Raw genomic sequence first — 24,406 nt, 5'->3', positions numbered from 1 at the left:
ATTTGATAATACTATAGGAGCTTAGTTCACGACTATTGACGTAAATTGTTCCACCACCAAGTATTGTTTATTGTTGTTTTCATGTTACAAATATATAAATGTAAATTGGTTATTCAAATACAATAAACTAAAAAAAATCTAATTTTTTAATCTTTTTTGTTAGATTATTAGATAGATTGAAATAAAAAACCCAACAATTACTTGTTGGGTGAATTAGTAAACGTGGTATTATTATATAATATTTAGAATTTTAAAGCTACTGCTAATTCAAATTCATCAGAGATTGCTTTGTCTCCAAGGTTATCAAAAATACTTCCTGAACCGTATTTAATGTCATATTTAGTTCTATCTACGTTGAATGCTGTTGTTGCTGTATTTCCGTTCACAGCGATATCAAAAGTTACTGGTTTAGTGATTCCTTTAATTGTTAAATCAGCAGTAACCGTGTAAACATTTTTAGCTTTTGCTCCAATTTTTTTGAAAACTAATGTAGAAGTTGGGAATTTTTCAGTTCCGAAGAAATCTTCTGATTTCAAGTGACCGTTTAATTTTCCTTGGTATTCACCTGAAAGATCAGTAGAAGTCAATGAAGTCATGTCAACTGTGAAAGTTCCACCTACTAATTTTGCTCCTTTAAAAACAAGTGCACCGTCTTTAAGATTTACTGTTCCATTGTGTTGTCCAGTTACTTTTTTTCCAACCCAGCTGATTGTACTTGCTGATGCATCTACTTTTTTTGTTTGTGCAGATACTGATACTGTAGATAAAACTACTACTAATGCTAATGCAATTGATTTTAATTTTTTCATTTGTTTAATTTTTTTGTTTGAATTGAATTTTGATTACTAATTATAATGTGATAAATAAATCTTCGTTTGATTTTCTAACTTTTTTGTAATGTTGGGTATCGTCTTCTGTATGACGGTATCCAACTGGTGCTATTACAGCTGCGTTTAGGTTTAGTTTGTCTAATCCTAATATTTCATTAAACTGTGCTGCATTAAAACCTTCCATTGGAGTTGCATCTATGTTTAATTCAGCAGCGGCATTCAATAAATTTCCTAAAGCCAAATATGTTTGTTTTGCTGTCCAAACATTTTTAGCATCTTCAGGAATTGGATTCACAAACCCTTTAATATAATCACCATATCCTGCTAATGCTTCCAATGGCAATTCTCTAATTTCACTTGTGTTTTTTAAGTAAGCATCAATTTCTGTATTTCCTACGTTTGTTTGATTGGCAAAAACAAATAAATGCGAAGCATCAGTAATTTGAGATTGACCATAAGCAACGGGCAATAATTGTGCCTTAATTTCTGGATTTTCAATAATTATCACTTTGTACAGTTGAAGTCCAAATGAAGAAGCGCTTAAACGAACTGCTTCTTTAAGAAAATCTAAATCAGATTCAGTAATTTTTTTTGAGCTATCGAACTTTTTTGTAGCATAACGCCAGTTTTGTTTATCTAAAAAGGTATTCATAATTTTTATATTTATTGATTTCTGTATTTTTCTAATAATTCATTTAATAATTCTAACTCTTCGGTATTTAAATTCTTCGAGAAGTGTTTTTCATGTTCTATTACTTTAGGATCTAATTCAGTTAAAACATCTAATCCTTTTTGAGTAATCATCACTTCAATTTTTCTTCTGTTTTCAGGACAAACATTTCTAGTCACGAAATTCTTTAATAACAATTTATCAACTAAGCGAGTGGTGTTACTGGTTTTTGCTATCATGCGTTCTTGTATCACACACATGTTAGCTGGATTTCCTTTTTGACCTCTTAAAATTCGTAAAACATTATATTGTTCTCCAGAGATGTCATAAGGTTTCATCACCTCATTAAATTTTTCATTTGTGATATTTTGAGTATATAAAATATTCAAAATAATTTTTTTTGAAATATCTAATGGTATGGTGCTTTTTATTTCATCTTCAATTTTCATAATACCTTATCTTATTTGTTGGTACAAATGTAACACTTTTTTTATTTGTATATACAAGTGTTAAGTTAATTATTTGTTATTATTTTATTTAGACGGAATCGATTAGCTTATAAGTATTTGTTTTTTAGTGTATTATGTGTTTTTTTTTGAAGTAGTTATATGTTCAATCTAAAAGCCGTATTTTTTAATTAGTATGAAATTGTGGTTTTTAGATTAGTTTTAAAAGGAGACAGAAGTAGGGTGTAGCTCTTTTTGAATCCCTTTTTTAGATTTGCTTTGAGTTCCCATTGTAAGATAATTTACTTACTATTAAGATAAAAAAGCTAACTCTTCTAATTTAGGATCTCGTAAATAACATTGGAATCATTATCATCATCTTTTCGATCTTGTATGAATTGCAAACCACATTTTTCTAGTAGTTTTCTAGAATTTTCGTTTTTAGTATGTGTGAATGCCTCTATTTTGGCGAGTTTTAGTTCGTTAAAACCAAAATCGATAATACGCTGTAGCACTTCTGTCATGATTCCTTTATTTTGAAATTCAGGACTTAAACCATAACCCACTTCAGCAATGGTATGGTTGTCCGAAAAATTCCAAAAACAAATGGTACCAATAAGTTCAGGTTGGTTATTATAAACGATTCCCCAAGTCACCGATTTATTGTTTTCGAAGTCTTGATTGATATCGGTAATAAATTGTAAGGCTTGTTCGAGTGTTTTTGTTTTTCGGTTCTCAGGTCTTTCGATGAACTGATTAATGGTTTCATCCGAGCGTAAGTATAAGATCACTGGAGCATCTGATTCTTCTATTTTTCGTAATAATAGACGCTCTGTTTTTATTTTTGGAAAAGATGAAAAGTTCATTTGGCTTTGTTTTGTTGGTACCGAATATACGCACTATTTGGGTATTGGGAGATGATTTCTAATCAATCAGTTCAAATGCAGCACTATCTTTTTCTTCTCCGTTTATGATAATCGAAAGTTTTTGCTGTCCGGTATAAAATTTTCGAGTCGTAATGAGTTTAAAACTTTGCCTTCTTATAATATCAGAAGATTGTTTGGGCTCAAAAAGACGTTCACTTATTTTAAATACTTTCTTTGAAAGTTGGCCGTTTTGTCGAAGATAATAAACCGCATATTCAAGTCGCACCGTTTGTTGTTTTTCATTATTATTTTGAACAGAAAACGAAAACTCCAAATGGTTTCCAATAGCTACTTTTGGAGTACTTATTTCAAAATTGGCGATGGCTACATTTGAGCTATCAAGTCCAAAGTGTTTTAAAATTTCAGTGTTTCCTTGCTTTAACAAGGTTCTACAACCGTGTTTTATAATGGCATCGGTCTCCTTGCTGTGTCCTTTCCATTTGGTGGCAATTTCAATAACGATTTTTGGATTGTCTTTCGCAATGTCGTTAAGATTGTTTGCTACGCTTCTTCTAACATATTCTGAGCTATCTGCTTTTAGATTGGTCAATAAGGGCAGAATAGGAGAAGGATTTTTTTTAAGTTCAGGGATAGCCATAGCCCAAGGTAGGCGAGGTCTGCAACCTTCGGAAGCCAGTCTTCGTATGTGATGATTGGGAGAATTTGCCCATACTTTCATTACTTCAATGGTTTTATCAAAATCGTGTTTTAAAAATTCCCGAATGGCAAATTCAGAGGAGCCAAACTGGGTGTAATAAGCCAGTGCTTCCATGGAAGTTTCAAAATCATGAATACCAAATTGCCCCACATAATCAGGAAAAATAAGTGCCGTATAACCTGTTGGACTGTTTGGAATTACCTTGTTTAATAGTTGTATCGCTTCTTTAAAATCTAAAGAAAGGTGATTTTTAAGTGTAATGGATGTAAAACGCAATCGTTCATTTAACGACCTGTTTTCTAATCCAATAGTTACTTCATCAATGAATTTTGTAGTATTAAAATTTTCATCTGCATTATTAAATGCTGTTGCTAAACGCTCATAGAATTTTTTATTGAACATCTCCTTCAATTCTGCTGCCATATTTTATTTTTACTAATTAGAAAATGCCACCAACAAAGGTAGCATTTTCTTTATTTTAAGGTCTATCTCGTTTTGTTAAGAAAATAATTAAACCGTTATTTTCAATGATGAAATACGTTTTTCATTGATTTTGGAAAAACACTGATTCCGGTGATTCCAGTTTTAGGTCATTGGGGTGATGATAATGAGGAGCGTTTGCGTTCTGTAATTTTGAAAAAAGAATAAATTGTATTGGAAGATAGGGCGAGTTGTTTATTGGTTATTTTTTGTATTTTTTAATTGTTATAACATTCTCGAGGCTTGCTTTCGGTGTTAATGAGCCAATACCAAGCCTTTAAAAATATAGACAAATCATTAAATTAAACTAATGTTTGTTTTTTTTATAAACTTTAAAGTTGTTTAATTGTTTATATTTTGTTAATAGTTCAACTTTATAGTGTTTTTTATTTTAATGTTTATATATTTGCATATAATTTAACACGTTAAGATGGCGGATAAAGCAATTGCAAAATCTTTTTTGCAAAAACTGAAGCAGATTATTAAAGTATGGGGCATTATCTTCTCCAATCGCCCCAAAAATAGTATTCAAAATCTTGCGGATTTAAGTATTACTGCCAAAATGCGTGAAGAAATAATTTTCAATCTAGAAATTGATGATTATAGTGAAGGTCCTTTAGAGGAAACTCAACAAGGGGGAGCTGAAATGTGGGTTTTCGGTAAAACAATTAAAGGTCAGCAAATTTATATTAAGTTGACTATTTCAAAAATCACAGACCAAGCAATTTGTATTTCTTTTCATAAGGCTGAATTCCCAATGGAATTCCCTCTTAAGGATTAAACTAAAAAAACAAATTAATTATGAAAAGTCCAATCACAGGTAAGGAAATGACCTTACAAATTGAAAAAAGTATTTTGGAATTTAGAAAAGAAAAATTCGAATATAATCACAAAAGTTATTATTGTGCAGATAGCGGAGAATCATTTACAACCACAGAGATGGATGAATTTAATTTAAATCAAGTGTATAATCAATATAGGGATAAGCATAATATCCCATTTCCGGACCAAATTATTAAATTGAGGAATACTTATGGTTTATCTGCAAGTATGATGTCCAAAATATTGGGTTTTGGGACGAATAGCTATAGGAATTATGAAAAGGGGGAAGTTCCAAGTTTAGCAAATGCTAATTTAATTAATACGGTTTCAAATAGTATTTTGAACTTTAAGTTATTAGTTGATTTAAACAATGATTTGAATGATGAAGAAAAAATAAAAATCCTTAAAAGGATTGAAGTTGTCATTGAAAATTATCGAGAAAGCAAAGATGATAAAAATTATGTAGGCATTTTATTTGAAAATAGGTTACCTGATAATTATACAGGTTATAGAAAACCTGATATGGAAAAGATGTCAAATATGATTTTGTTTTTTGCTGAAAAGCTGAATCCTACGGAAACAATGATGAATAAATTATTATTTTATTCTGATTTTTATAATTATAAGAATACAGCATATTCAATAAGTGGCGCAAATTATATGGCGCATAATTATGGTCCAGTTCCAGTAAGATTTGGAGGTATATTTGATTACGCTGTAAATAAGGACTATATTTTCATGAAAGTGGAAGATTATGGAAATGGATATTGGGGTAAATGCTTTTATAAATCCAGTCAAAAAGATTTTAATTCAGAATTATTCAATTCCGAAGAAATAGAGTCTTTAAACGTTATTGTAAATACATTCAGAGGTTGCAATGCTACTCAAATAATGGGGAAAAGCCATGAGGAAAAAGCTTGGTTAGAGAATGAAAAAAGCAAAAGTTTAATAGATTATAATTATGCATTTGAATTAATTCACGTCTGATTTTTTCAAATGTTTGCCAAGTAACTTATACCATCAAATATATACAACTTTTTACGTTTTATCGATTACTTCTCTCCAATCCATAAAAAAACTCGAGCTGCTTTAACAACTCGGGTTTTGAATTTTATATAAAAACTAGAATTAGTCTTTCAAACCAATTTTAGTTAAAATAGTCTCTAGTAAACACCATTTGGTAAAACCAGATTGAATTAAATTAACGCCTATAAAAACGGTAAACCACATCCAGTTTTGATTTACATAGATTGTCAATAACAAACTGATTAAGATAAAAGATCCCACGATAATTCTAAATACTTTATTTTTCATAATTTCATTGCGAGGAATGAAGCAATCTTCTCCTCTAATTTAAGAGTTGTTAATTTGATTTTTCGATGTTTAATACGGCAATATGAATATTGGACAAAGTCTTTTGTTCCAAATTAAATTCATTTACCAGTTCAAAAAACAGATCTACATTTTCTTTCTTTACAAAAGCATAATACAAAATAGATTCGTTTTCATTCATTTCGCTTCCAAACCAATTACTTTCAATTGGTTCTTCAGAAATATCTTTAAATCCTGTCACCTCCTTATAGGTAAATGTTTTTACATCTGCTTTTTTAAGCATTTTTTTGATGGCTGCGTCAAATGCCGCGATGGCTGTTATGATAAGTAGTTTCATTTGTTTTTTTGTTTAAGGTTTGAAGTGTAAGGTTTTAGTGCTGTAACTTTAAACCTTAAACTTTGAACAATTTTTATTTTTCCCATTTCTTTCTCTCCGTCACATAATAAATCAACGGCACTACAATCAATGTTAAAATAGTAGAAACAATAGCTCCAAATACTAATGAAATAGCCAATCCTTGAAACAATGGATCAAATAAGATGATAGATGCTCCTATAACTACAGCTCCAGTTGTCAATAGAATAGGGGAGGTTCTTACTGCTCCAGCCTCTATAATCGCTTGTTTTAATTCGATACCATCATTCAGTCGGATTTCGATAAAGTCAATCAGTAAAACCGAGTTTCTCACCATAACTCCTGCCAAGGCAATCATACCAATGAAAGAAGTAGCAGTAAAATAAGCGCCCAATAACCAGTGACCAAATACAATCCCTATTAACGATAACGGAATAGCAAGCATCATCACGATGGGTGTTTTAAAGTTCTGGAACCAGCCTACAATTAACATATAGATGATTACGATGGCTACCATAAAGGCAACACCTAAATCACGGAATACTTCTAAAGTAATCTGCCATTCTCCATCCCATTTTACAGTGAAATCACTTTCATCCGTAGGTTGTTCCATGTACAATTCATTGACCTTATAACCTTTTGGAATATTCATTTTGTCCAATTTCTCGGTCATTCCCAGAATGGCATACACAGGACTTTCTAACGCTCCAGCCATATCAGCGGTTACATAAACTACCCGTTTTTGATCTTTTCTATAAATGGTTTTTTGTAGCGTATCTGTTTTTACTTTTACCAAATCACTTACAGGAATCATATTCCCTTGAGTTCCTTTTATTTTTAAGTTCTGAATGTCTTGCAAGCTTGTTTTGTCTTTATCGTCTAGCGAAAGCACAATACCTACATTGTCATTAGAATTTTCAGCATACAAATTAGAAACAGGATATTCCTTCAATAAATAAGTTAAGTTCCCCACGATTTGTTGTGGTGCAATCCCGTTCAGCATTGCTTTTTCTTTGTCCACTTCCAGTTTGTATTCAACTTGATTGTCTTCTACAGTCCAATCGATATCTACAATTCCATCTGTTTTATGTAAAATGTCTTTTACTTGTTGCGCTACTTTAATTTGGTCTTTGTAATTTGGTCCGTAAACCTCAGCAACCAATGTTGATAATACAGGAGGTCCTGGTGGAACTTCGATAATTTTTACATTTGCACCATATTTTTTAGCTATCTTCTGAATTTCAGGACGTACCGTTTTTGCAATGTCGTGACTTTGTAATTTTCGATCTTCTTTGTGTAATAAATTTACTTGAATATCAGCCATATTACTTCCACCACGCAAATCATAATGACGAACTAATCCGTTAAAAGTGATTGGAGCCGATGTTCCAATGTAGTTTTGATAATTGACAACCTCAGGAATGGTCGTTAAATATTGCGCAATTTCTTTAGTAACCGCTGATGTTCTTTCCAGAGTTGCTCCTTCAGGCATATCAATTACCACTTGAAATTCATTTTTATTGTCAAATGGCAACATTTTTACTAAAACTGATTTGGTAAAAAACATAGCAACAGAACCAAACAGTAATAAAACAGTTACTCCTACAAGCACTCTACGTTTCATGCTACTTTCCAATAAAGGACGCTCTAGCTTGTTGTATATTTTATAAATAAAATTAGTTTCTAAACCTTCGGCTTCTTTATGACCTTGCTCGTCTTTTTCTTGCAATAAATGATATCCTAAATAAGGCGTAACAGTTAAGGCAACAAACAGTGATAAAATCATGGCAATCGAAGCTCCTATAGGCATCGGACTCATATAAGGCCCCATCATTCCTGATACAAATGCCATTGGTAAGATAGCAGCAATAACCGTAAATGTTGCTAAAATCGTTGGATTTCCTACTTCATTTATCGCGTAAATAGCGGCTTGTTTAAAGGGTAATCGCTTCATCTTGAAATGCCTGTGCATATTCTCTGCGATAATAATACTGTCATCGACGACAATTCCCACCACGAATACCAAGGCGAAAAGTGTAATACGGTTCAACGTATAATCCAGCATATAATAACTGAACAATGTCAATGCAAAAGTCAATGGTACCGAGAAGAATACTACTAATCCACCTCTCCAGCCCATAGCAAACATCACTAAGATCGTAACCGCCAAAATTGCAATTCCTAAGTGCATTAACAATTCACCCACTTTGTCTGATGCTGTTTCTCCATAATTACGAGTTACCTCAACATGAACATCGTTCGGAATCAAGTTCGATTTTAAATGGTTTACTTTTTCAATGATTTTCTCCGAAATTTTCATGGCATCAGCCCCTTTTACTTTACCTACAGATATCGTAACCGCTGGATATTCAGATTGGGCGCTTTTATAGTTTTCGTTTGTTTTACCATAACCAAAAGACACATAATTTCTAGCAGTCGATGGTCCGTCTTGAATCGTAGCCACTTGTTTTAAGTAAACCGGCATATTTTTATTGACACCTACAACAAGATTTTCTACATCATCGGCTGAGGTTAAGAATTTACCTGTAGTAATCAAATATTCTTGATCTTGATTTACAAAACTTCCCGATTGAGAACTACTGTTATTGGCTTGAATCATTTGCATGATACCCAAAGCATCAATGCCATTCTCGGCCATTTTATCTTTGTCTAAAACTACTTTTAGTGTTCTACTACGTCCACCAATTTCTTTTGTAATAGCAACATCTTTTACTTTTTCAATTTCCGAAGTTACCTCTTCAGCAATTTGACGCAATTGAAAATCGTCCATTTTGTCGCTCCAAAGCGTGATTCCAAGCATAGGAACATCATCAATAGAACGTGTTTTTACCATTGGTTTGTACACTCCTTTTGGGAACATATCTTCGTGTTTTGCTAGTTCGTCGTATAATTTTACATACGAACGCTCCACATCTTGACCTACGTAAAACTGAACAATAAGCATCGCTTGACCATTCATAGCCATCGTATGCACGTGTTCCACCCCTTTAATATTCGAGATGATTTTTTCTAGCGGTTTAGCCACACGACTTTCTACTTCTGTAGGACTCGCTCCTGGATAACCCACCATGACGTCGGCCATAGGAACATTAATTTGTGGTTCTTCTTCTCTTGGAATGAGAAAAGAACTATATACACCAATGATCATCAAACCCACCATCATCAAAATGGTTAGTTTTGAATTGATGAAAAAATTGGCGATTTTACCTGAAATTCCTTCTTGCATAATTTTTTATTTATTTGGGCGTGACCACAAGGGTCGGGCTATTCGTTTCAATCTTTATGTTTTTAAAGAAAAAACATAAAGGATTTTCACTTCTATCCCTCACGCTGGAATTAACAATGACATTTATTTTATTCGTTTTCAGTTTAGGTGTTCTGATTTTTAAACCTTAAACTTTAAACTTTTTTTACTGAATACTAACTTTCGCTCCGTTATACAATTTCCCTTCGGCAGAAACGATATATTGTTCGTTTGCTGCTAATCCAGACAAAACTTCTACTTGGTTGCCAAAAGTTTTCCCAGTACGCAACCATCTTAAGATGGCTACATTTTCATTACCAATAGTATATATTCCAGTAAGTTGTCCTTGTTGTACTAAAGCGCTTTCCGGAACTAAAATAACAGTACTTTCAGAAGTCTTTGCTTTGTTTTCAACTGGAAACTGAACATTAACAAACATTCCTGACAAGACTGAACTATCTGTTTTATCTAAATTGATTTTTACCAGATATTGACCACCCGTATTTTTAGCAGATAAACTCACTTCACTCACTTTTCCCGTTAATTTTTCATTAGAGGATTTAACTAAAACTTGTACTGGCATTCCTTTTTTAATAGAAGTAATATCAGTTTCAGAAACCATGGCAGTAACCCCTAATTTAGAAGCTCCTTCGATACTTACTAAAGGCATTCCTGGGTTAGCCATATCGCCTTCTTTTACAAAAGTATTTGTTACTACTCCTGAAAATGGTGCCGTAATATTAGAATAATTAAATTGTGCTACTACTTCATTTCGCATTTGTTTTGCCCCTTCAAGTCCCGCTTTGGCCATTTCGTAACGAGCAGTCATATCGTCTAGTTCTTTTTGAGAAGCACTTTGTTGTTTGAATAAGTTTGTAAAACGATCATAATCTTTTTTAGCGCTATTGTAACCAGCAGTTGCTTGAAGAATACTAGCGTCTACTTGTGCTTTTTTGGCTTGTAAGTCAGAATTGTTGATGCTTACTAATGATTGTCCAGCGCTTACTTTTTGTCCTATAGTTACATGAACTTTAGTTACATAACCCATCATTCGGGTACTTAAATCGGCACTATTTTCGGCCTCAATTTTCCCACTTGCACTTACAAATGGACTGTTGTCATTTTCGGATACTCCGCTTACTTTAACAGCAATTGCAGGAGATTCAGCAACTGCTTCTTTTTTCTCTCCGTTGCAGGATGTTAAAATAAAAAGGGAGATTGAAATTAGTGTTATTATTTTTTTCATGGTTTTTCGTTTGATAATTTTTTGTCTTAAATCTGTATTCTTTTCTCTATATTCTTTGCTCTTTTCTCTATTGTTACTTCGTTAAAAATTGTAAATATTGTTGTGTAAAATTGTATTCAAAAACAGATTGTAAGTATTCTAATTCTTTTTTGAACATTTGAGTTTCAGTTTGTAATAAGTCAGTCGTTTTTTCTAATCCTTGTGCAAATCGATTGCTTCTTATTCTGTATGCTTCTTGAGATTGTTCTAAATCCAACTTAGAAAGAGTAACCTTGTTTTCGGCATCATTCAGCTGGCGGTTAGTTTTATTTAGTTCCAATTGGCTTTTGGCTTTGTACTGTTGGGTTTCAATTTCCGCTTTTTGAAAGTCTGCTTTCGCTTTTTCCATTTTTCCAATGGATTTAAAACCATCAAATACATTCCATGACAATTGAGCTCCTACAACATATCCTTTAGCCTTAGTTCCAAAAAGGACATCATCATACAATTCATAACTTCCAAAAGCATTCAAGCGCGGTAAGAAATTCATTTTACTAGAAAGAAACATTTTTTGATAGGCCTCAGTCGATTGATCCATGGCTTGAATATCCTTTCTGTTTTCAGAAAGTGTAGTATCTATATTTTTAATAGTAATCGTGTTTTCTAATTCTTCGGTTGGTTTGTAAACTTTATCACCAATATCTTCATTCAATAAAAAAGCTAAATAATCGGAAGCATTATGCACATTGCTTTTAGCATATTGTAATTGATTTTTAACTTCATTTACGCGTACTTGTACTGAAAGTAAATCTGTTTTTTGCAGCATTCCTTGCTTGAAATAGTTATCTATTAATTTCAAATTAGCATCTGCGGTAGCATTCGCTTTTTCTAAAACGGCCACTGCTTTATAAGCCAATTGCAATTCCATATACGATTTATTCACCTCTAGCTCGAGATATTCTTTGGTGCGCTCGGTTTGTAATCCGTAAGCATTCATTTTAGCTTTTGCAGCTTGTCTTCCATACATTCCATCTACATTAATTAAGGGCTGTAAAACCTCAATTTTAGTAGCAAAATTTTGTGTGCGATTTGGATTATTTAATAAATTTGGATCAAAATCAGAAGCCGTAAGGATTTCTTGATTTAATTTAGATCCAAAAGCCATTAATGGATTTGTTGTCGAAATGGCAGTATGTGAAGCCGTAATATTGGGTAAGAAAAGAGAATTAGATTGTCTATAATCTGCTTTTGCCGATTTAAAATCTTGTTCGGCGATTTTAATCTGTAAGTTTTTATCGGAGACTTTTTGCGAAAGCTCACTCTTAGAAATAGGCAAAGTTTCTTGACTATAACTAATAGTAGAGATGGAAATTGTTCCTAATAGTACTATTAAATTTATTTTCTTCATAATTTTTATTTCTAATTATTAAGGCAAAGATAAATTCAGAGCTAGGTATGCACAGTAACAAATGTCACATAAAGAAGCAGGTTTACAGTTTTATTATTTTTTTTAAAACTATCAAGAATTTATCTAAGTAAATTTTTATTATATTTAGCATATATATATTATGATTTTAAGAATGAGTATGAAAGAGGGAAAACCAACGTATGAGGAGTTACTCAAATTAACAAAAGAGCAAGAGTTTGAAATTAATCGATTATTAAAAAAAGAGCGATTAATTACTAATTTTGAGTTTTACTTCAAAGAGTCTTTAGATCTAGTGTGTTTAGCTGGGATTGATGGTTTTTTTAAAGAAATCAACCCCGCTTTTATAAATGTATTGGGTTATACGAAACAAGAATTGTTGAGTATTCCTTTCATAGAATTAGTCCATCCTGATGATGTAGCGAAATCAAATGCTGAATTAAAACAATTAGGACAAGGAATTTCATCATTACATTTTGAAAACAGATTTATCCAAAAAAACGGGAAAATTGTTTATATACAATGGACAACCAGCGTGGATTCTTCAAAAGAAAATATTTATGCAATAGGACGAGATGTTACCAAAATTAAAAAAGCAGAGGCTGATTTATTAGAAAGTGAAGAGCTACTGGAAAATGCACAAAAAATATCAAAAATAGGAAGTTGGGAGTATAATTATGTTGATCATAAAATGATTTGGTCAAACGAATTGTATTCGATTTATGAATTAGAGAAAAAAGATAATCAAGATTTATTTCAGGAATATGTAAAACGATTTTCTAAATCAGATGTAGATTCATTTTTAAATAAAATCAAGCAGTCTAAAATAGATAAAAAACCATTTGAAGCTGAACAAATTGCCATTATTAGTAAGAATAAAACAAAATGGGTTTATGCTATTGTTTATCCAATTGTAGATGAAAATGGAACTGTCATTGGTTTAAGAGGGAATACGCAAGACATCACTGAAAAAAGACAAACTAGAGAAGAACTTGATGCTAGAAAGCAGACTGAAATAGAATTAAAACTAAAATTAGTAGAAGAAGAAAGCAACCAAAAGTTTAAAAATTATATTGAAAATGCACCAGATGGAATTTTCATTGCTGATGAAAATGGAAACTTTATAGAAGTAAATAATGCGGTAACTTTAATATCGGGTTATTCAAAAAAAGAGCTCTTGACATTATCTATGATGGATTTAACATACCAGGAATCTATTGATGATTTGGGAGTGTGTTTTAATAGGTTAAAAAAAGTAGGAGTATCGAAAGGAGAATTTAAAACCGTTCATAAATCTGGAGAAATTAGATGGAGTGGTGTGGACTCAGTAAAACTTTCTGAAAATCGATTTATGGGTTTTGTTAAAGATATTACTGAAATTAAACGTGCAAACGAGTTACTTAGAAATACTTTTGAGCGTATTACGGATGCTTTTGTAGCACTTGATAATGACTGGTGTTACACCTACATGAATAAAAAAGCAGGAGAAATTCTTAAACGTGATCCTGATCAAATGATTGGTAAACATATTTGGACTGAATTTCCAGATGCTGTTAAAGGAGACTTTTATAATGTATGTCATAAATCAATAGCAACTCAGGAGTATAATCGTTTTGAAGATTATCATAAGTCTAGTAAGCGATGGATTGAAAATCATATTTATCCATCAGAAAATGGTATATCTAATTTTTTTAGAGATATAACTGAAGAAAAAATTGTTAAAGAAAAAATTGAAAGTAACGAAAAGTATTTTCGTGCTTTAGTTGAAAATAATGAGGGAATTATTACCGTTCTTGACGAAAATTTAAAAACGATATTTCGCAGTCCTTCATCGGAACGATTAACTGGATATAGCAACGAAGAGTTAAAGAAAATTTCTGATTTAGATTATTACCATCCAGATTATGTAGAATACATGCAGGAGATCATCCAAAAAACTGTGGAAAATCCGGGTATACAGAATCAAGTTTTATTTCAGGTAAAACATAAGAATGGACACTATATCTGGTTAGAAGGAATATTGAATAATCTAATTGATAACAGCAATGTAAAAGGTATTGTTGCTAATTTAAAAGATGTCACTCAAAGTAAAATAGCTCAAGACTTAATTGAACAAAATGAAAAACGTTTTAGGGCTTTAGTCGAAAATATTGACGGTATTATAACAGTTGTTGATGAGAAATTAAAGGTTATTTTTAGAAGTCCTTCGTCACGGAAAATTACTGGATATACAGACAAAGAGTATGATGAGCTTCCTGAATCAGATTATTTTCATCCTGATTATTTAGAGTATATTCATGAAAATTTCAAAAAAATATTAGAGCATCCAAAAGAACCAGTATTTATTTTGTTTCAAGCGAAACATAAAAACGGAGATTATATTTGGCTGGAAGGTATATTAAACAATAGACTTCATGATGATAGTGTGAAAGGCATTGTAGCAAATTTTAGAGATGTTACAGCTAGAATAGAATCAAATGAAACACTTGTAAAAGAGCGTGATGTATTTTCTAAAATTGCAGCTACTTCACCTGGTTTAATTTATTCTATGCGCCAAAATCATGATGGTTCAATATGCTATCCTTATGCGAGTGATGCGGTAAAAGATATTTATGGATTTAGTTTTGAAGAAATAGAAAATAACGCAAATAAAATTTTCGATTTAATACATCCTGATGATATTGACGATGTACTTGCTAAGATTGTAAAAACAAAAACAACTTTCGTTCCTCTTAAAGGAGAGTATCGTTATTTTCATCCTACAAAAGGACTTGTTTGGCATGAAGTAAATTCTTTACCTGTTGTTGAACCTGAAGGTACGGTAATTTGTCATGGAATAATTACTGATATCACGGATAGAATTGAAGCCAAGCAAAAACTACTTAAAGCAAATAGACTTTATTTTTTTATTAGCCAAATCAATCAAATGATTGTGAGGACTATCGATCAGGATACCCTTTTTAGAGAAGCCTGTAATATAGCGGTTGATTTTGGAGAATTTAGCATGGCATGGATTGGATTAATTGATTCCAAAAACAGTAGTGTTACACCCACAGTGGTTGCGGGAATTCATCAAGAATATCTGGATATAATAAAAACGATTACTACTGATGTAAATACAGTTGAAGGAAATGGACCTGCAGGGACAGCAATAAGGACTGGAAATTATTGTATAAGTAATGATATTGAAAATGATTTGATAATGGCACCTTGGAAAGAGGAAGCGTTAAAATGTGGCTTTCAATCTATAATGTCACTTCCTATAAAAAAATTCGGAATTGTAATTGGCGTTTTTACTTTTTATGCTGGAGAAAAGAACTTTTTTGATGCCGAAGAAATTGCTTTACTAGAAGAAGCAACTGGCGATGTCGCTTTTGCCTTGGAAATTTTCGAAAAAGAAAAATTAAAAGAGAAAGCAGAACTAGAAGTTTTTGAGAGTGAAAAACGATATCATACCCTTACAGAAGTCTCACCCGTTGGGATATTTCGTACTGATGCAACAGGGTATACTACTTTTGTAAATCCAAGTTGGAGTGAAATATCGGGTTTACCATTTGAGAAGGCTATAGGAAATGGTTGGCTTAATGCCGTTCATGATGAAGATAAGATAGGGATTTTAAACGGTTGGGAAAGTGCAACTTATATAGGTGAAAAATCGCTATCTGAGTACCGTTTTGTTAGGCCTGATGGTTCGATAGCTTGGGTTATGGGGCAAGCCATCCCAGAGAAAAATGAAAAAAATGAAATAATAGGGTATATAGGTACTATCACAGATATTACAGAACGTAAAAAAATTGAGAGTTTAATTTTAAAAGAAAAACTACTTTCTGAAACAGTAATAAATAATCTGCCGGGAATATTTTATCTATACGATGAATCAGGAAAGTTTTTGAAGTGGAATGCTAATTTTGAAAAGGTAACTGAGTATAGTACGATTGAAATTGATCAGATGGGGCCTTTAGCTTTTTTTGATGAAGTAGAAAAAGAAAAAGTTAAAAAAAGGATAGAAGATGTTTTTGCCAAAGATAATTGTGTAGGAGAAAATAAATTACCAGGTATTGAAATTGAGTTTTATACTAAAAGCAATAAGAGAGTTCCCTATTATATCAACTCTCTTCCTGTAGAGTACGAAGGAAAAAGATGCGTTTTAGGAATGGGATTGAATCTAAGTGAAATTAAAAAAGCTCAAAATGAAATAAAAATAGCCAATGAACGATTTGAGAGAATTTCGGTTGCAACAAATGATGCGATATCCGAAGTTGATCTAGTGACAGGGGAAAATTGGAATAATAAAGCATTTGTTGAACTCTTTAATTTTGGTAATAATGACCAATTAAGTAATACTGATAATAAAGAAATTTGGAGATCTAAACTTCATCCCGATGATAGAGAAAGAGTTATTGATAAACTTGAAAAAGTATACTTAAGTGATGTGAATACTTGGTCAGATGAGTTTCGTTTTCTAAAAAAAGATGGAAATTATGGCTACTTTTTTGACCGTGCTGTTATAATCAGAGATGAATCAGGAAAGGCCGTACGTTATATTGGAAGTATGACTGAAATCACAGAATTACAAAATATAAAACAACAGCTTTTTAATAGTGAAGAAAAATACAGTAGTCTAGTAGAACAAGCATCTGATGCTATTTTTATTAATGATCTTTCAGGTAATTTACTCGAAGTAAATAAAAGTGCTTGCGATATGCTTGGATATACAAAAGAAGAGCTTTGCACAAAAAATCTAACGGATCTATATACAATTGATGAGCTTGCGAGCAGGCCTATTATGTACAATGAACTATTTAGTGGTGACCAAACATCTCTAGAGCGCCATATGATTCATAAAGATAGATCATTAATTCCTGTTGAAATTTCGGCAAAAATGCTAGTTGATAAACGTATTGTGGCAATAGTAAGAGATATAAGCAGGCGTAAGGCATCAGAAGATGAGTTTAAAAAAATGCATAAAAAATTGGAAGCAATTTTAGAAGCTATACCTGATTTATTGTTTGAAGTAGATATTAATGGCCTAATTTATAACTATCATTCTCGCCGCAATGATTTGTTGGCTTTGCCTCCAGACTTGTTTTTGAACAAAAGGTTTTCAGATGTATTACCTTCTGATGTTTCAAATATATGCCAAGAAGCAATTTTAGAAGCTGCAGAAAAAGGCTTTTCTACTGGTCGACAATATTCTTTACAGTTAGAAAACCGCATTCATTGGTTTGAACTGTCAATAGCTCCTATGCAAGAGGGAGAAGATGATGAAATACATTATATATGTTTGTCTAGAGATATTACAAATGCAAAACAATCGGATTACGCACATTTAAAAAGCGAGAAAAGGTACCGTGGTTTAATGAATAATCTTGATGCAGGAATTGTAGTTCATGCTCCTGACACCTCTATAATAGTCAACAATCAAAAAGCAGCAGAGTTATTAGGGTTAAATGATGGGAAAATGATCGGGAAAACAGATGCGGATACCGCTTGGGTGTTTTTTAGAGAAGATAAATCAATAATGGCAATTGAAGAATACCCTATAAACCAAATTATTTCCAATAAAAAATCACTTAAGAATTTCAGAATTGGAATAAATAATCCTAAAACCAAGGATGTTATTTGGCTTTTAGTTAATGGGTTTCCAGAGATTGATGCTAATGGAGAAATATTTGAAGTAGTAATTAGTTTTATCGATGTCACAGAACAAAAGGTGATGGAACTAGAATTAGTAAAAGCCAAAGAACAAGCTGAAACTGCTAATAGAGCAAAGACGGATTTTCTTGCCAACATGAGTCATGAAATTAGAACCCCATTAAATGGAATAATAGGTTTTACTCATTTGTTAATGAAAACAAATCTGGAAAAAAATCAATTAGAATATATGGGTACTGTTAGTGAATCAGCTACAACATTGATGCACATAGTAAATGATGTTTTGGATTTTTCTAAAATTGAATCGGGAAAGTTAGAATTAAGTATTGAAGAAGTAAACCTTTTTGAATTAATTAAACAAGTTGTTGATTTGTTTAAATATCAAGCTGTTCAAAAAGGTCTTAAATTGACTTTTACAATGGATAATAACGTTCCTGAATATGTTTTAGCCGACTCAATAAGATTAAAACAAATATTGGTAAATTTATTGAGTAACGCTTTGAAGTTTACTGATTTTGGAGAAATTAGATTAGATATAAGTGAGACAGGTACATTTAAAGATGATTATTTAGGTTTAAATTTTTCTGTAAAAGATACTGGAATTGGTATAAAGTTAAATAACAATGAAAAAATATTTAACTCCTTTGTACAAGAAGACAATTCAACGAGTAGGAAATTTGGAGGAACAGGTTTGGGGCTAGCTATTTCCAATAATTTATTAGCTCTAATGGACAGTAAATTACATTTGCAAAGTGAATATGGGGAAGGAAGTAATTTTTACTTTGATGTTAAATTTAAAAAAATCACTCCTACAATAGTTAACGTATTAGATTTTGGAAAATCTTCAATTGAGACGGAAAGTATACCTTCAGAAATTTTGAATAATAAGAGAGTGCTAATTGTTGAGGATAATAAAATCAATATGCTTTTGGCGAAAACATTGGTAAAAAGATTAATTACAAATTGTATTATTTTTGAAGCTAAGGATGGGAATGAGGGAGTTGAAATGTATGTGAAGGAGAAACCGGATGTTATATTAATGGATATTCAAATGCCAAATAAGAATGGATATGAAGCCGCTTATGAAATTAGAAAATTGGAAGGGGATACATCAAAAACACCAATAATTGCTGTTACTGCAGGTATTTTGACCGGAGAAAAAGAAAAATGTTTTGAATCAGGAATGGATGATTATCTCCCAAAACCGATCATTATTTCTGATTTAGAAAGCATGCTTTTAAAATGGTTAAATAAATAGGATTAATTCGCAATTACTATTAAGTCAATTGTGATTTCTAGTTTGTTTTTTTATAGCTCCAAACTGCAAATCCGTTAATAACAAAAGCATAAAAAGCAATTATAAAAAAAGGAGTGGAAATTTCGCTAAAAGTAGCTCCTTTGAGCATTACCATTCTAATAATCTCCACAAAGTAGCGTATTGGGTTGAATAGGGTGATTTGCTGTGCCCAGTTGGGCATGCTTTCAATTGGAGTGAATAATCCGCTCATCAAAATAAAAATAACCGTAAAAAACCAAGCGATGAACATGGCTTGTTGTTGGGTTTCGGTATAATTAGAAATAAACAAACCAATACCAAGAATAACTAATAAATAGACCGAAGTAAATAGGTAGATTAAGCCAATATTCCCTATTATAGGAATGTGAAATACTAATCTTGCTATGGTCAAGCCTACCGTTAAAATAAGTAATCCTAAAACCCAAAATGGAAACAGTTTTCCTATAATGAATTGGTGTTTTTTAATAGGCGTCACGTTGATTTGTTCCAAGGTTCCTATTTCTTTTTCACGAACAATATTCATGGCGGATAGGAAAAGTGTAAGCATCGTCACTAATAAAACTAAAATCCCCGGAACCATAAGAGTCTTGTAGTTTAAAGTATTATTAAACCAGAAAGAGGGAATTGTAATAATATTTTGAGGCTGTATGTAGGATCCCTCATTGTATTGATACAATTGGCTTTGTATTTTTTGATTGTAACTGGCTATAATTTGAGAGATATAGACATTTTCTACGCCGGCCGCAGCTCCATCTATGGCATTGATGCTAACTGAAAGTGTCGATATTTTGTCGGTTATTAAATTGCGTTCAAAATGATTTGGGATTTCTAAGATGACATCGACTTTACCTTTTTGCATTTGTAGATTGGCTTCCTTTTTTGAAGGATAATCAGCTACAACAATAAAATAATTTGAGGATTGAAATTTACTTATCAATTCTCGTGAAGCTCTAGAATGGTCACTGTCTACATAAGAAAATTTAATATTTTTTACTTCAAAACTAGCTGCATTGGATAAAATCAGCAACTGAATAAATGGCAAAATAAATATAATAGGCAACATGGCTTTATTTCTAAAGATTTGTCGGAACTCCTTTTGTATGATGAATAATATTGTTCTCATTTTTTATTTTTTAGCCCTGGTTGAAGTGGAAATCCTTTTCTCTCGTTTTTTTAAGAGAGAAAAGATTGAAGCGTAAAACAGGAAATAGCTCCTAAAACTTATTCTAATCTTATTTTATATTTTTTAATGCTTAATGCAATGAAAAATACGGTCATTCCTATTAAAATCAGTGTTTCTTTCCAGACGATAGCAATAGAAGCACCTTTGAGCATTATTGCTTTTATAATAATGATAAACCACTTTGCAGGTATAATGTTACTGATGATTTGTAAGGGCAGAGGCATACTGGAAATAGGAAATATAAATCCAGATAATATAATTACAGGCAACATTAATCCCATCAATGAAAGCATCATGGCAGTTTGTTGTGAAGCAGAAATGGTTGAAATTAATATTCCTAATGAAAGTGCGGTGATAATGAATAAAATACTCTCTAGTGCCAATAGAAATAAGCTGCCTTGGAGTGGCATTCCAAATACGAAAATACCTAAGGTCAATATTACAATTGCGTTTACAATAGACAGGAAAATATAAGGAAATACTTTGCCAAGTATGACTTGTAAAGGATTTAGTGGCGAGACAAGGAGTACCTCCATTGTGCCTAATTCTTTTTCGCGAGTGATTGAAATGGAGGTCATCATTGCCGAAACCAGCATTAATATCACCGTCATTACCCCAGGAACAAAGGTGAAAACGCTCTTGAGTTCTGGATTGTAGTACAGTTGAGTTTGGGTTTGTATTTGATAAGCAGGTTGGTTTATTTTATTGATTTCTTGCAGGTAATTTTGCAAAATGGCATTGATATAATTGGTAATTGTATTGGCAATATTGGGATCAGTGGCATCCGTTATGACTTGTACTTTTGCTAATTTTTTGGTTTGTAAATCTTTAATAAAATGGTTTTGAAAAACCAAAACGGCTTTTACTTTTCCTTTTTTAAAGATGGATTCAATCTGAGTTTCACTACTAATTTCTTGTTCGATATGAAAGTAGGGAGAAGCACTGATTTTATTGATTATTTTTTGAGTTTCGGTATCTTTTGATTGATCCAGAATAGCAATATTGACATTATTGATTTCGTTAGTAATAGCAAAGCCAAACAGCATAATTTGGGCAATAGGCATCCCAAAAAGGATAAACATGGAGCGTTTATCTCTAAAAATATGGTAGAATTCTTTGGTTACAAAACCGATAAATCGTTTCATTTTTTTTGTTTTACTTTCTACTTCTCTTTACTCTTTCTTCTTTCTTCTTTACTCTTTCTTCTTTCTTCTTTACTCTTTACTCTTTACTCTTTGTTCTTTGTTCTTATTCAATATTCCGCGCTAATTTTAAAAATACTTCATTCATAGAATCCACATTATACTGTTTTTTCAAATTTTTCGGGGTATCCAGCGCTTCGATTCTACCTTCCACCATGATAGAAACTCGGTCGCAATATTCGGCTTCATCCATATAATGTGTAGTTACAAATAGGGTAGTTCCTTTGTGTGCTTCTGCGTAAATCATTTCCCAGAATTGCCTTCTAGTAATGGGATCCACACCGCCTGTAGGCTCATCTAGAAATACAATTTTAGGTTCGTGCAATAAAGCGACTGAAAAAGCCAGTTTTTGTTTCCAGCCCAATGGCAGCGAACCAACCAGTTTATCAGCAACGGCTTCAAGTTGTAATTCTTGAATCAATTGATTTGTTTTTTCTTTGATTTGCGTTTTGTTCAATCCATAGATTCCACCAAAAAAAGTGATGTTTTCCTTTATGGTTAAATCATCATACATTGAAAATTTTTGACTCATATAACCAATACTTTTCTTCACCATTTCAGAATTGGTTTTGACATCATAACCGGCTACGATTGCTTCTCCTGAGCTGGGTTTTGAAATTCCTATAAGCATTTTCATGGCAGTGGTTTTACCCGCACCGTTTGCTCCTAGAAAACCAAAAATTTCGCCTTTATTCACTTCAAATGAAATATTGTTCACAGCAGTGAAATCACCAAATACTTTGCTGAGGTTTTTTACAGATATGATTTTTTCTTGATTCAAAACTTATTGTTTTAGGTTTGTTAAATCCATAAATACGTCCTCAATTGTTGTTCTGGATTTTTTTATCACAATCTCTTGATGATTATTTTGTTTTAAATAACTATCTAATTCCAACGGATCGAAATTTTCATTTTTGTCGATGTAATGAATGTATTCCCCAAAGGCAAAAACACTGTATTGAGTTGAATAATTTTTTAGATCTTCGATAAGTTGGTAGGTGTTTTTTGCCTGAACATCATATATTGTTTTTTCATAGTTGTCAATAATGTTTTGTGGACTGTCAATTTTTAAGATACTTCCTTTTTGGATCAATGCAATTCTATCGCACAAAGCCGCTTCGTCCATGTAGGGTGTAGAAACAAGAATGGTGATCCCTTTTTGTTGTAATCGTTTCAACATTTCCCAAAACTCTTTTCTAGAAACGGGGTCTACACCAGTGGTAGGTTCGTCGAGAAATAATACTTTGGGTTTATGAATTAATGCGCAACATAAAGCCAATTTTTGTTTCATTCCGCCCGAAAGTTTTCCAGCGCGTCTGTTTTTAAATGGGGCAATCTGTACGTAAATCTCTTTGATGATATCGTAGTTTTCTTCAATTGTAGTACCAAATATGGTGGCAAAAAAGTTAAGATTTTCTTCTACAGTCAAATCTTGGTACAACGAGAATTTTCCAGGCATATATCCTACCACATTCCTTATGGATTTATAGTCATTAACAACGTCAAAACCAGCTACAGTAGCAGTGCCTTCATTGGCAAGTAGGAGTGTAGTGAGAATTCTAAACAAGGTTGTTTTTCCGGCGCCATCAGGTCCAATAAGTCCAAACAATTCCCCTGTCTTCACTTGAAAAGTAATGGAGTCCACCGCAACAGTTTTTTGGTAGGATTTTGAAATATTTTGAACTGAAATACTCACGTTACAAAGGTTTTAATTGGAAAATTGCTTTTACATTTTTACTACAAACTGTTAGGACTTATGGTGTGATCCACATTTCGGCAGGCATTCCTATTTTAAGACTACCATCATTGACTACAGTTACTTTTACAGCATAGACTAAGTTGACGCGTTCTTCTTTGGTTTGGATGATTTTTGGGGTAAATTCTGCCGAAGCTGATATCCAAGAAATGGTTCCGCTGTAATTTTTCATTGCTGATTCCGCATCAATTTTAACGGTCACTTTTTGACCAATTTTTATTTTTGGTAATTGGGTTTCACTTACATAAACGCGCAAAGTCATTTGGGATATATCGGCTATTTTGTATAAAGGTTTGCCAAATGACGTTATTTCATTTGGTTCCGCATATTTGGCCAGTACCGTTCCTTTTATTGGGTTGATAATTTTACTTTTAAGGATTTGGTCGTCGATTTTTTCAATTTGAACATCGATTGATTTGGCTTCATTTGTGATAGGTGCATTTTGTGTTCCTACACTTTTTATCTGCTCTTTTAAGACATTTACTTTCCCGTCAATCTCGTCTACTTGTCGTTTTGTGGCCGCATTTTCGGCATACATGTTTTCAATTCTTTTTTTCTCAATCAATGTCGTTTTTAATTGCTCTAGCAAAACTTGCTCTTGCGATAAAACATTTTTAGATTTTGAAACAATCGTATTTCTAGAGGCAATTAGTTGTTGCTTGTTCAAATACAATTGTATGGTGTCTACAAGGCCTATCTGGATGTTTGGTTCTAGGACAGCTCCTTCTTCTACATTTAGAAAGGTTAATTTTCCATTGGTTTCTGCTGAAATGGTCGTTTCGGTAGCTTCAAAGTTTCCGTATCCATCTGCTTTGTCATCACTGTTATTGCAAGAGAACAAAGAGCCGAAAATCAATAATGTTAGTATTTTTTTCATT

Annotated in this window: 18 protein-coding genes; 3 read left to right on the top strand and 15 right to left on the bottom strand. The window is 32.3% G+C overall.

The window, feature by feature from the left end:
- Positions 1 to 242: 242 nt before the first annotated feature.
- The 5 genes from AB3G34_RS08915 to AB3G34_RS08895 all read right to left on the bottom strand — a co-directional run bounded on the left by AB3G34_RS08915 (position 243) and on the right by AB3G34_RS08895 (position 3,953).
- Positions 243 to 809 carry a YceI family protein gene (locus AB3G34_RS08915; protein ID WP_369752188.1) on the bottom strand — a complete coding sequence of 189 codons (567 nt, stop codon included), beginning with the start codon at positions 807 to 809 and terminating at the stop codon, positions 243 to 245.
- 40 nt (positions 810 to 849) lie between these two features.
- Positions 850 to 1,482 (bottom strand): NAD(P)H-dependent oxidoreductase, encoded by a 633-nt coding sequence (locus tag AB3G34_RS08910; protein ID WP_367770939.1) that lies wholly within the window; start codon positions 1,480 to 1,482, stop codon positions 850 to 852.
- Between the two features lie 11 nt (positions 1,483 to 1,493).
- Entirely contained in the window at positions 1,494 to 1,949 is a 456-nt protein-coding gene (locus AB3G34_RS08905) for a MarR family winged helix-turn-helix transcriptional regulator (RefSeq protein WP_367770936.1), read from the bottom strand.
- Between the two features lie 332 nt (positions 1,950 to 2,281).
- On the bottom strand, positions 2,282 to 2,812 hold the full coding sequence (locus AB3G34_RS08900) for a GNAT family N-acetyltransferase (RefSeq protein WP_367770933.1): 531 nt from the start codon (positions 2,810 to 2,812) through the stop codon (positions 2,282 to 2,284).
- A 58-nt stretch (positions 2,813 to 2,870) separates the two neighbouring features.
- Positions 2,871 to 3,953, bottom strand: coding sequence for a DNA alkylation repair protein (locus AB3G34_RS08895; protein WP_369752187.1), 1,083 nt, complete (start codon positions 3,951 to 3,953; stop codon positions 2,871 to 2,873).
- A 487-nt stretch (positions 3,954 to 4,440) separates the two neighbouring features.
- On the opposite strand from AB3G34_RS08895, the gene AB3G34_RS08890 reads away from it, so the two are divergent.
- Together AB3G34_RS08890 and AB3G34_RS08885 are read left to right on the top strand one after the other, a co-directional pair.
- Positions 4,441 to 4,791, top strand: a complete 351-nt coding sequence (locus tag AB3G34_RS08890) for a hypothetical protein (RefSeq protein WP_369752186.1) — start codon at positions 4,441 to 4,443, stop codon at positions 4,789 to 4,791.
- Between the two features lie 20 nt (positions 4,792 to 4,811).
- Positions 4,812 to 5,819 (top strand): type II toxin-antitoxin system antitoxin SocA domain-containing protein, encoded by a 1,008-nt coding sequence (locus AB3G34_RS08885; protein WP_369752185.1) that lies wholly within the window; start codon positions 4,812 to 4,814, stop codon positions 5,817 to 5,819.
- A gap of 141 nt (positions 5,820 to 5,960) precedes the next feature.
- On the opposite strand, the gene AB3G34_RS08880 is transcribed toward AB3G34_RS08885, so the two are convergent.
- The 5 genes from AB3G34_RS08880 to AB3G34_RS08860 all read right to left on the bottom strand — a co-directional run bounded on the left by AB3G34_RS08880 (position 5,961) and on the right by AB3G34_RS08860 (position 12,417).
- Positions 5,961 to 6,146, bottom strand: a complete 186-nt coding sequence (locus AB3G34_RS08880; protein WP_367770923.1) for a DUF2892 domain-containing protein — start codon at positions 6,144 to 6,146, stop codon at positions 5,961 to 5,963.
- A gap of 49 nt (positions 6,147 to 6,195) precedes the next feature.
- Positions 6,196 to 6,501, bottom strand: a complete 306-nt coding sequence (locus tag AB3G34_RS08875) for a hypothetical protein (protein WP_369752184.1) — start codon at positions 6,499 to 6,501, stop codon at positions 6,196 to 6,198.
- A gap of 73 nt (positions 6,502 to 6,574) precedes the next feature.
- A complete protein-coding gene (locus AB3G34_RS08870; RefSeq protein WP_369752183.1) occupies positions 6,575 to 9,766 on the bottom strand; it encodes an efflux RND transporter permease subunit in 3,192 nt (1,063 codons plus the stop codon).
- A 184-nt stretch (positions 9,767 to 9,950) separates the two neighbouring features.
- A complete protein-coding gene (locus AB3G34_RS08865; protein WP_369752182.1) occupies positions 9,951 to 11,030 on the bottom strand; it encodes an efflux RND transporter periplasmic adaptor subunit in 1,080 nt (359 codons plus the stop codon).
- Positions 11,031 to 11,103: 73 nt separating this feature from the next.
- Positions 11,104 to 12,417 (bottom strand): TolC family protein, encoded by a 1,314-nt coding sequence (locus AB3G34_RS08860; RefSeq protein WP_369752181.1) that lies wholly within the window; start codon positions 12,415 to 12,417, stop codon positions 11,104 to 11,106.
- Between the two features lie 160 nt (positions 12,418 to 12,577).
- Between AB3G34_RS08860 and AB3G34_RS08855 the strand changes: the two genes are divergently transcribed.
- Positions 12,578 to 19,348, top strand: coding sequence for a PAS domain S-box protein (locus AB3G34_RS08855; RefSeq protein ID WP_369752180.1), 6,771 nt, complete (start codon positions 12,578 to 12,580; stop codon positions 19,346 to 19,348).
- Positions 19,349 to 19,385: 37 nt separating this feature from the next.
- Here the strand turns inward: AB3G34_RS08855 and AB3G34_RS08850 are convergent, their stop codons facing one another.
- The 5 genes from AB3G34_RS08850 to AB3G34_RS08830 form a co-directional block, all read right to left on the bottom strand.
- Complete coding sequence (locus AB3G34_RS08850; protein ID WP_369752179.1) at positions 19,386 to 20,510, bottom strand: ABC transporter permease; 1,125 nt, start codon at positions 20,508 to 20,510, stop codon at positions 19,386 to 19,388.
- A gap of 98 nt (positions 20,511 to 20,608) precedes the next feature.
- Positions 20,609 to 21,715 (bottom strand): ABC transporter permease, encoded by a 1,107-nt coding sequence (locus tag AB3G34_RS08845; protein ID WP_369752178.1) that lies wholly within the window; start codon positions 21,713 to 21,715, stop codon positions 20,609 to 20,611.
- Positions 21,716 to 21,818: 103 nt separating this feature from the next.
- Positions 21,819 to 22,553: an ABC transporter ATP-binding protein gene (locus AB3G34_RS08840; protein ID WP_369752177.1), complete on the bottom strand. Its 735-nt coding sequence runs from the start codon at positions 22,551 to 22,553 to the stop codon at positions 21,819 to 21,821.
- Positions 22,554 to 22,556: 3 nt separating this feature from the next.
- Entirely contained in the window at positions 22,557 to 23,468 is a 912-nt protein-coding gene (locus tag AB3G34_RS08835; RefSeq protein WP_369752176.1) for an ABC transporter ATP-binding protein, read from the bottom strand.
- Between the two features lie 58 nt (positions 23,469 to 23,526).
- A complete protein-coding gene (locus AB3G34_RS08830; protein WP_367770895.1) occupies positions 23,527 to 24,405 on the bottom strand; it encodes an HlyD family secretion protein in 879 nt (292 codons plus the stop codon).
- Between the last annotated feature and the right edge of the window lies 1 nt (position 24,406).

This window comes from Flavobacterium sp. WC2409 (assembly GCF_041200085.1).
Classification (GTDB): domain Bacteria; phylum Bacteroidota; class Bacteroidia; order Flavobacteriales; family Flavobacteriaceae; genus Flavobacterium.
Note: the sequence above shows the minus strand (reverse complement) of the source record. Positions and strands in the feature narration are given on the sequence as shown.

What these genes read in the sequence shown, in the direction of transcription:
- AB3G34_RS08910 (WP_367770939.1), bottom strand. Translation starts at nt 1,482, where the DNA reads ATGAATACCTTTTTAGATAAACAAAACTGGCGTTATGCTACAAAAAAG.
- AB3G34_RS08865 (WP_369752182.1), bottom strand. Translation starts at nt 11,030, where the DNA reads ATGAAAAAAATAATAACACTAATTTCAATCTCCCTTTTTATTTTAACA.
- AB3G34_RS08855 (WP_369752180.1), top strand. Translation starts at nt 12,578, where the DNA reads ATGATTTTAAGAATGAGTATGAAAGAGGGAAAACCAACGTATGAGGAG.
- AB3G34_RS08900 (WP_367770933.1), bottom strand. Translation starts at nt 2,812, where the DNA reads ATGAACTTTTCATCTTTTCCAAAAATAAAAACAGAGCGTCTATTATTA.
- AB3G34_RS08880 (WP_367770923.1), bottom strand. Translation starts at nt 6,146, where the DNA reads ATGAAAAATAAAGTATTTAGAATTATCGTGGGATCTTTTATCTTAATC.
- AB3G34_RS08845 (WP_369752178.1), bottom strand. Translation starts at nt 21,715, where the DNA reads ATGAAACGATTTATCGGTTTTGTAACCAAAGAATTCTACCATATTTTT.
- AB3G34_RS08870 (WP_369752183.1), bottom strand. Translation starts at nt 9,766, where the DNA reads ATGCAAGAAGGAATTTCAGGTAAAATCGCCAATTTTTTCATCAATTCA.
- AB3G34_RS08915 (WP_369752188.1), bottom strand. Translation starts at nt 809, where the DNA reads ATGAAAAAATTAAAATCAATTGCATTAGCATTAGTAGTAGTTTTATCT.
- AB3G34_RS08905 (WP_367770936.1), bottom strand. Translation starts at nt 1,949, where the DNA reads ATGAAAATTGAAGATGAAATAAAAAGCACCATACCATTAGATATTTCA.
- AB3G34_RS08890 (WP_369752186.1), top strand. Translation starts at nt 4,441, where the DNA reads ATGGCGGATAAAGCAATTGCAAAATCTTTTTTGCAAAAACTGAAGCAG.
- AB3G34_RS08885 (WP_369752185.1), top strand. Translation starts at nt 4,812, where the DNA reads ATGAAAAGTCCAATCACAGGTAAGGAAATGACCTTACAAATTGAAAAA.
- AB3G34_RS08895 (WP_369752187.1), bottom strand. Translation starts at nt 3,953, where the DNA reads ATGGCAGCAGAATTGAAGGAGATGTTCAATAAAAAATTCTATGAGCGT.
- AB3G34_RS08850 (WP_369752179.1), bottom strand. Translation starts at nt 20,510, where the DNA reads ATGAGAACAATATTATTCATCATACAAAAGGAGTTCCGACAAATCTTT.
- AB3G34_RS08830 (WP_367770895.1), bottom strand. Translation starts at nt 24,405, where the DNA reads ATGAAAAAAATACTAACATTATTGATTTTCGGCTCTTTGTTCTCTTGC.
- AB3G34_RS08875 (WP_369752184.1), bottom strand. Translation starts at nt 6,501, where the DNA reads ATGAAACTACTTATCATAACAGCCATCGCGGCATTTGACGCAGCCATC.
- AB3G34_RS08860 (WP_369752181.1), bottom strand. Translation starts at nt 12,417, where the DNA reads ATGAAGAAAATAAATTTAATAGTACTATTAGGAACAATTTCCATCTCT.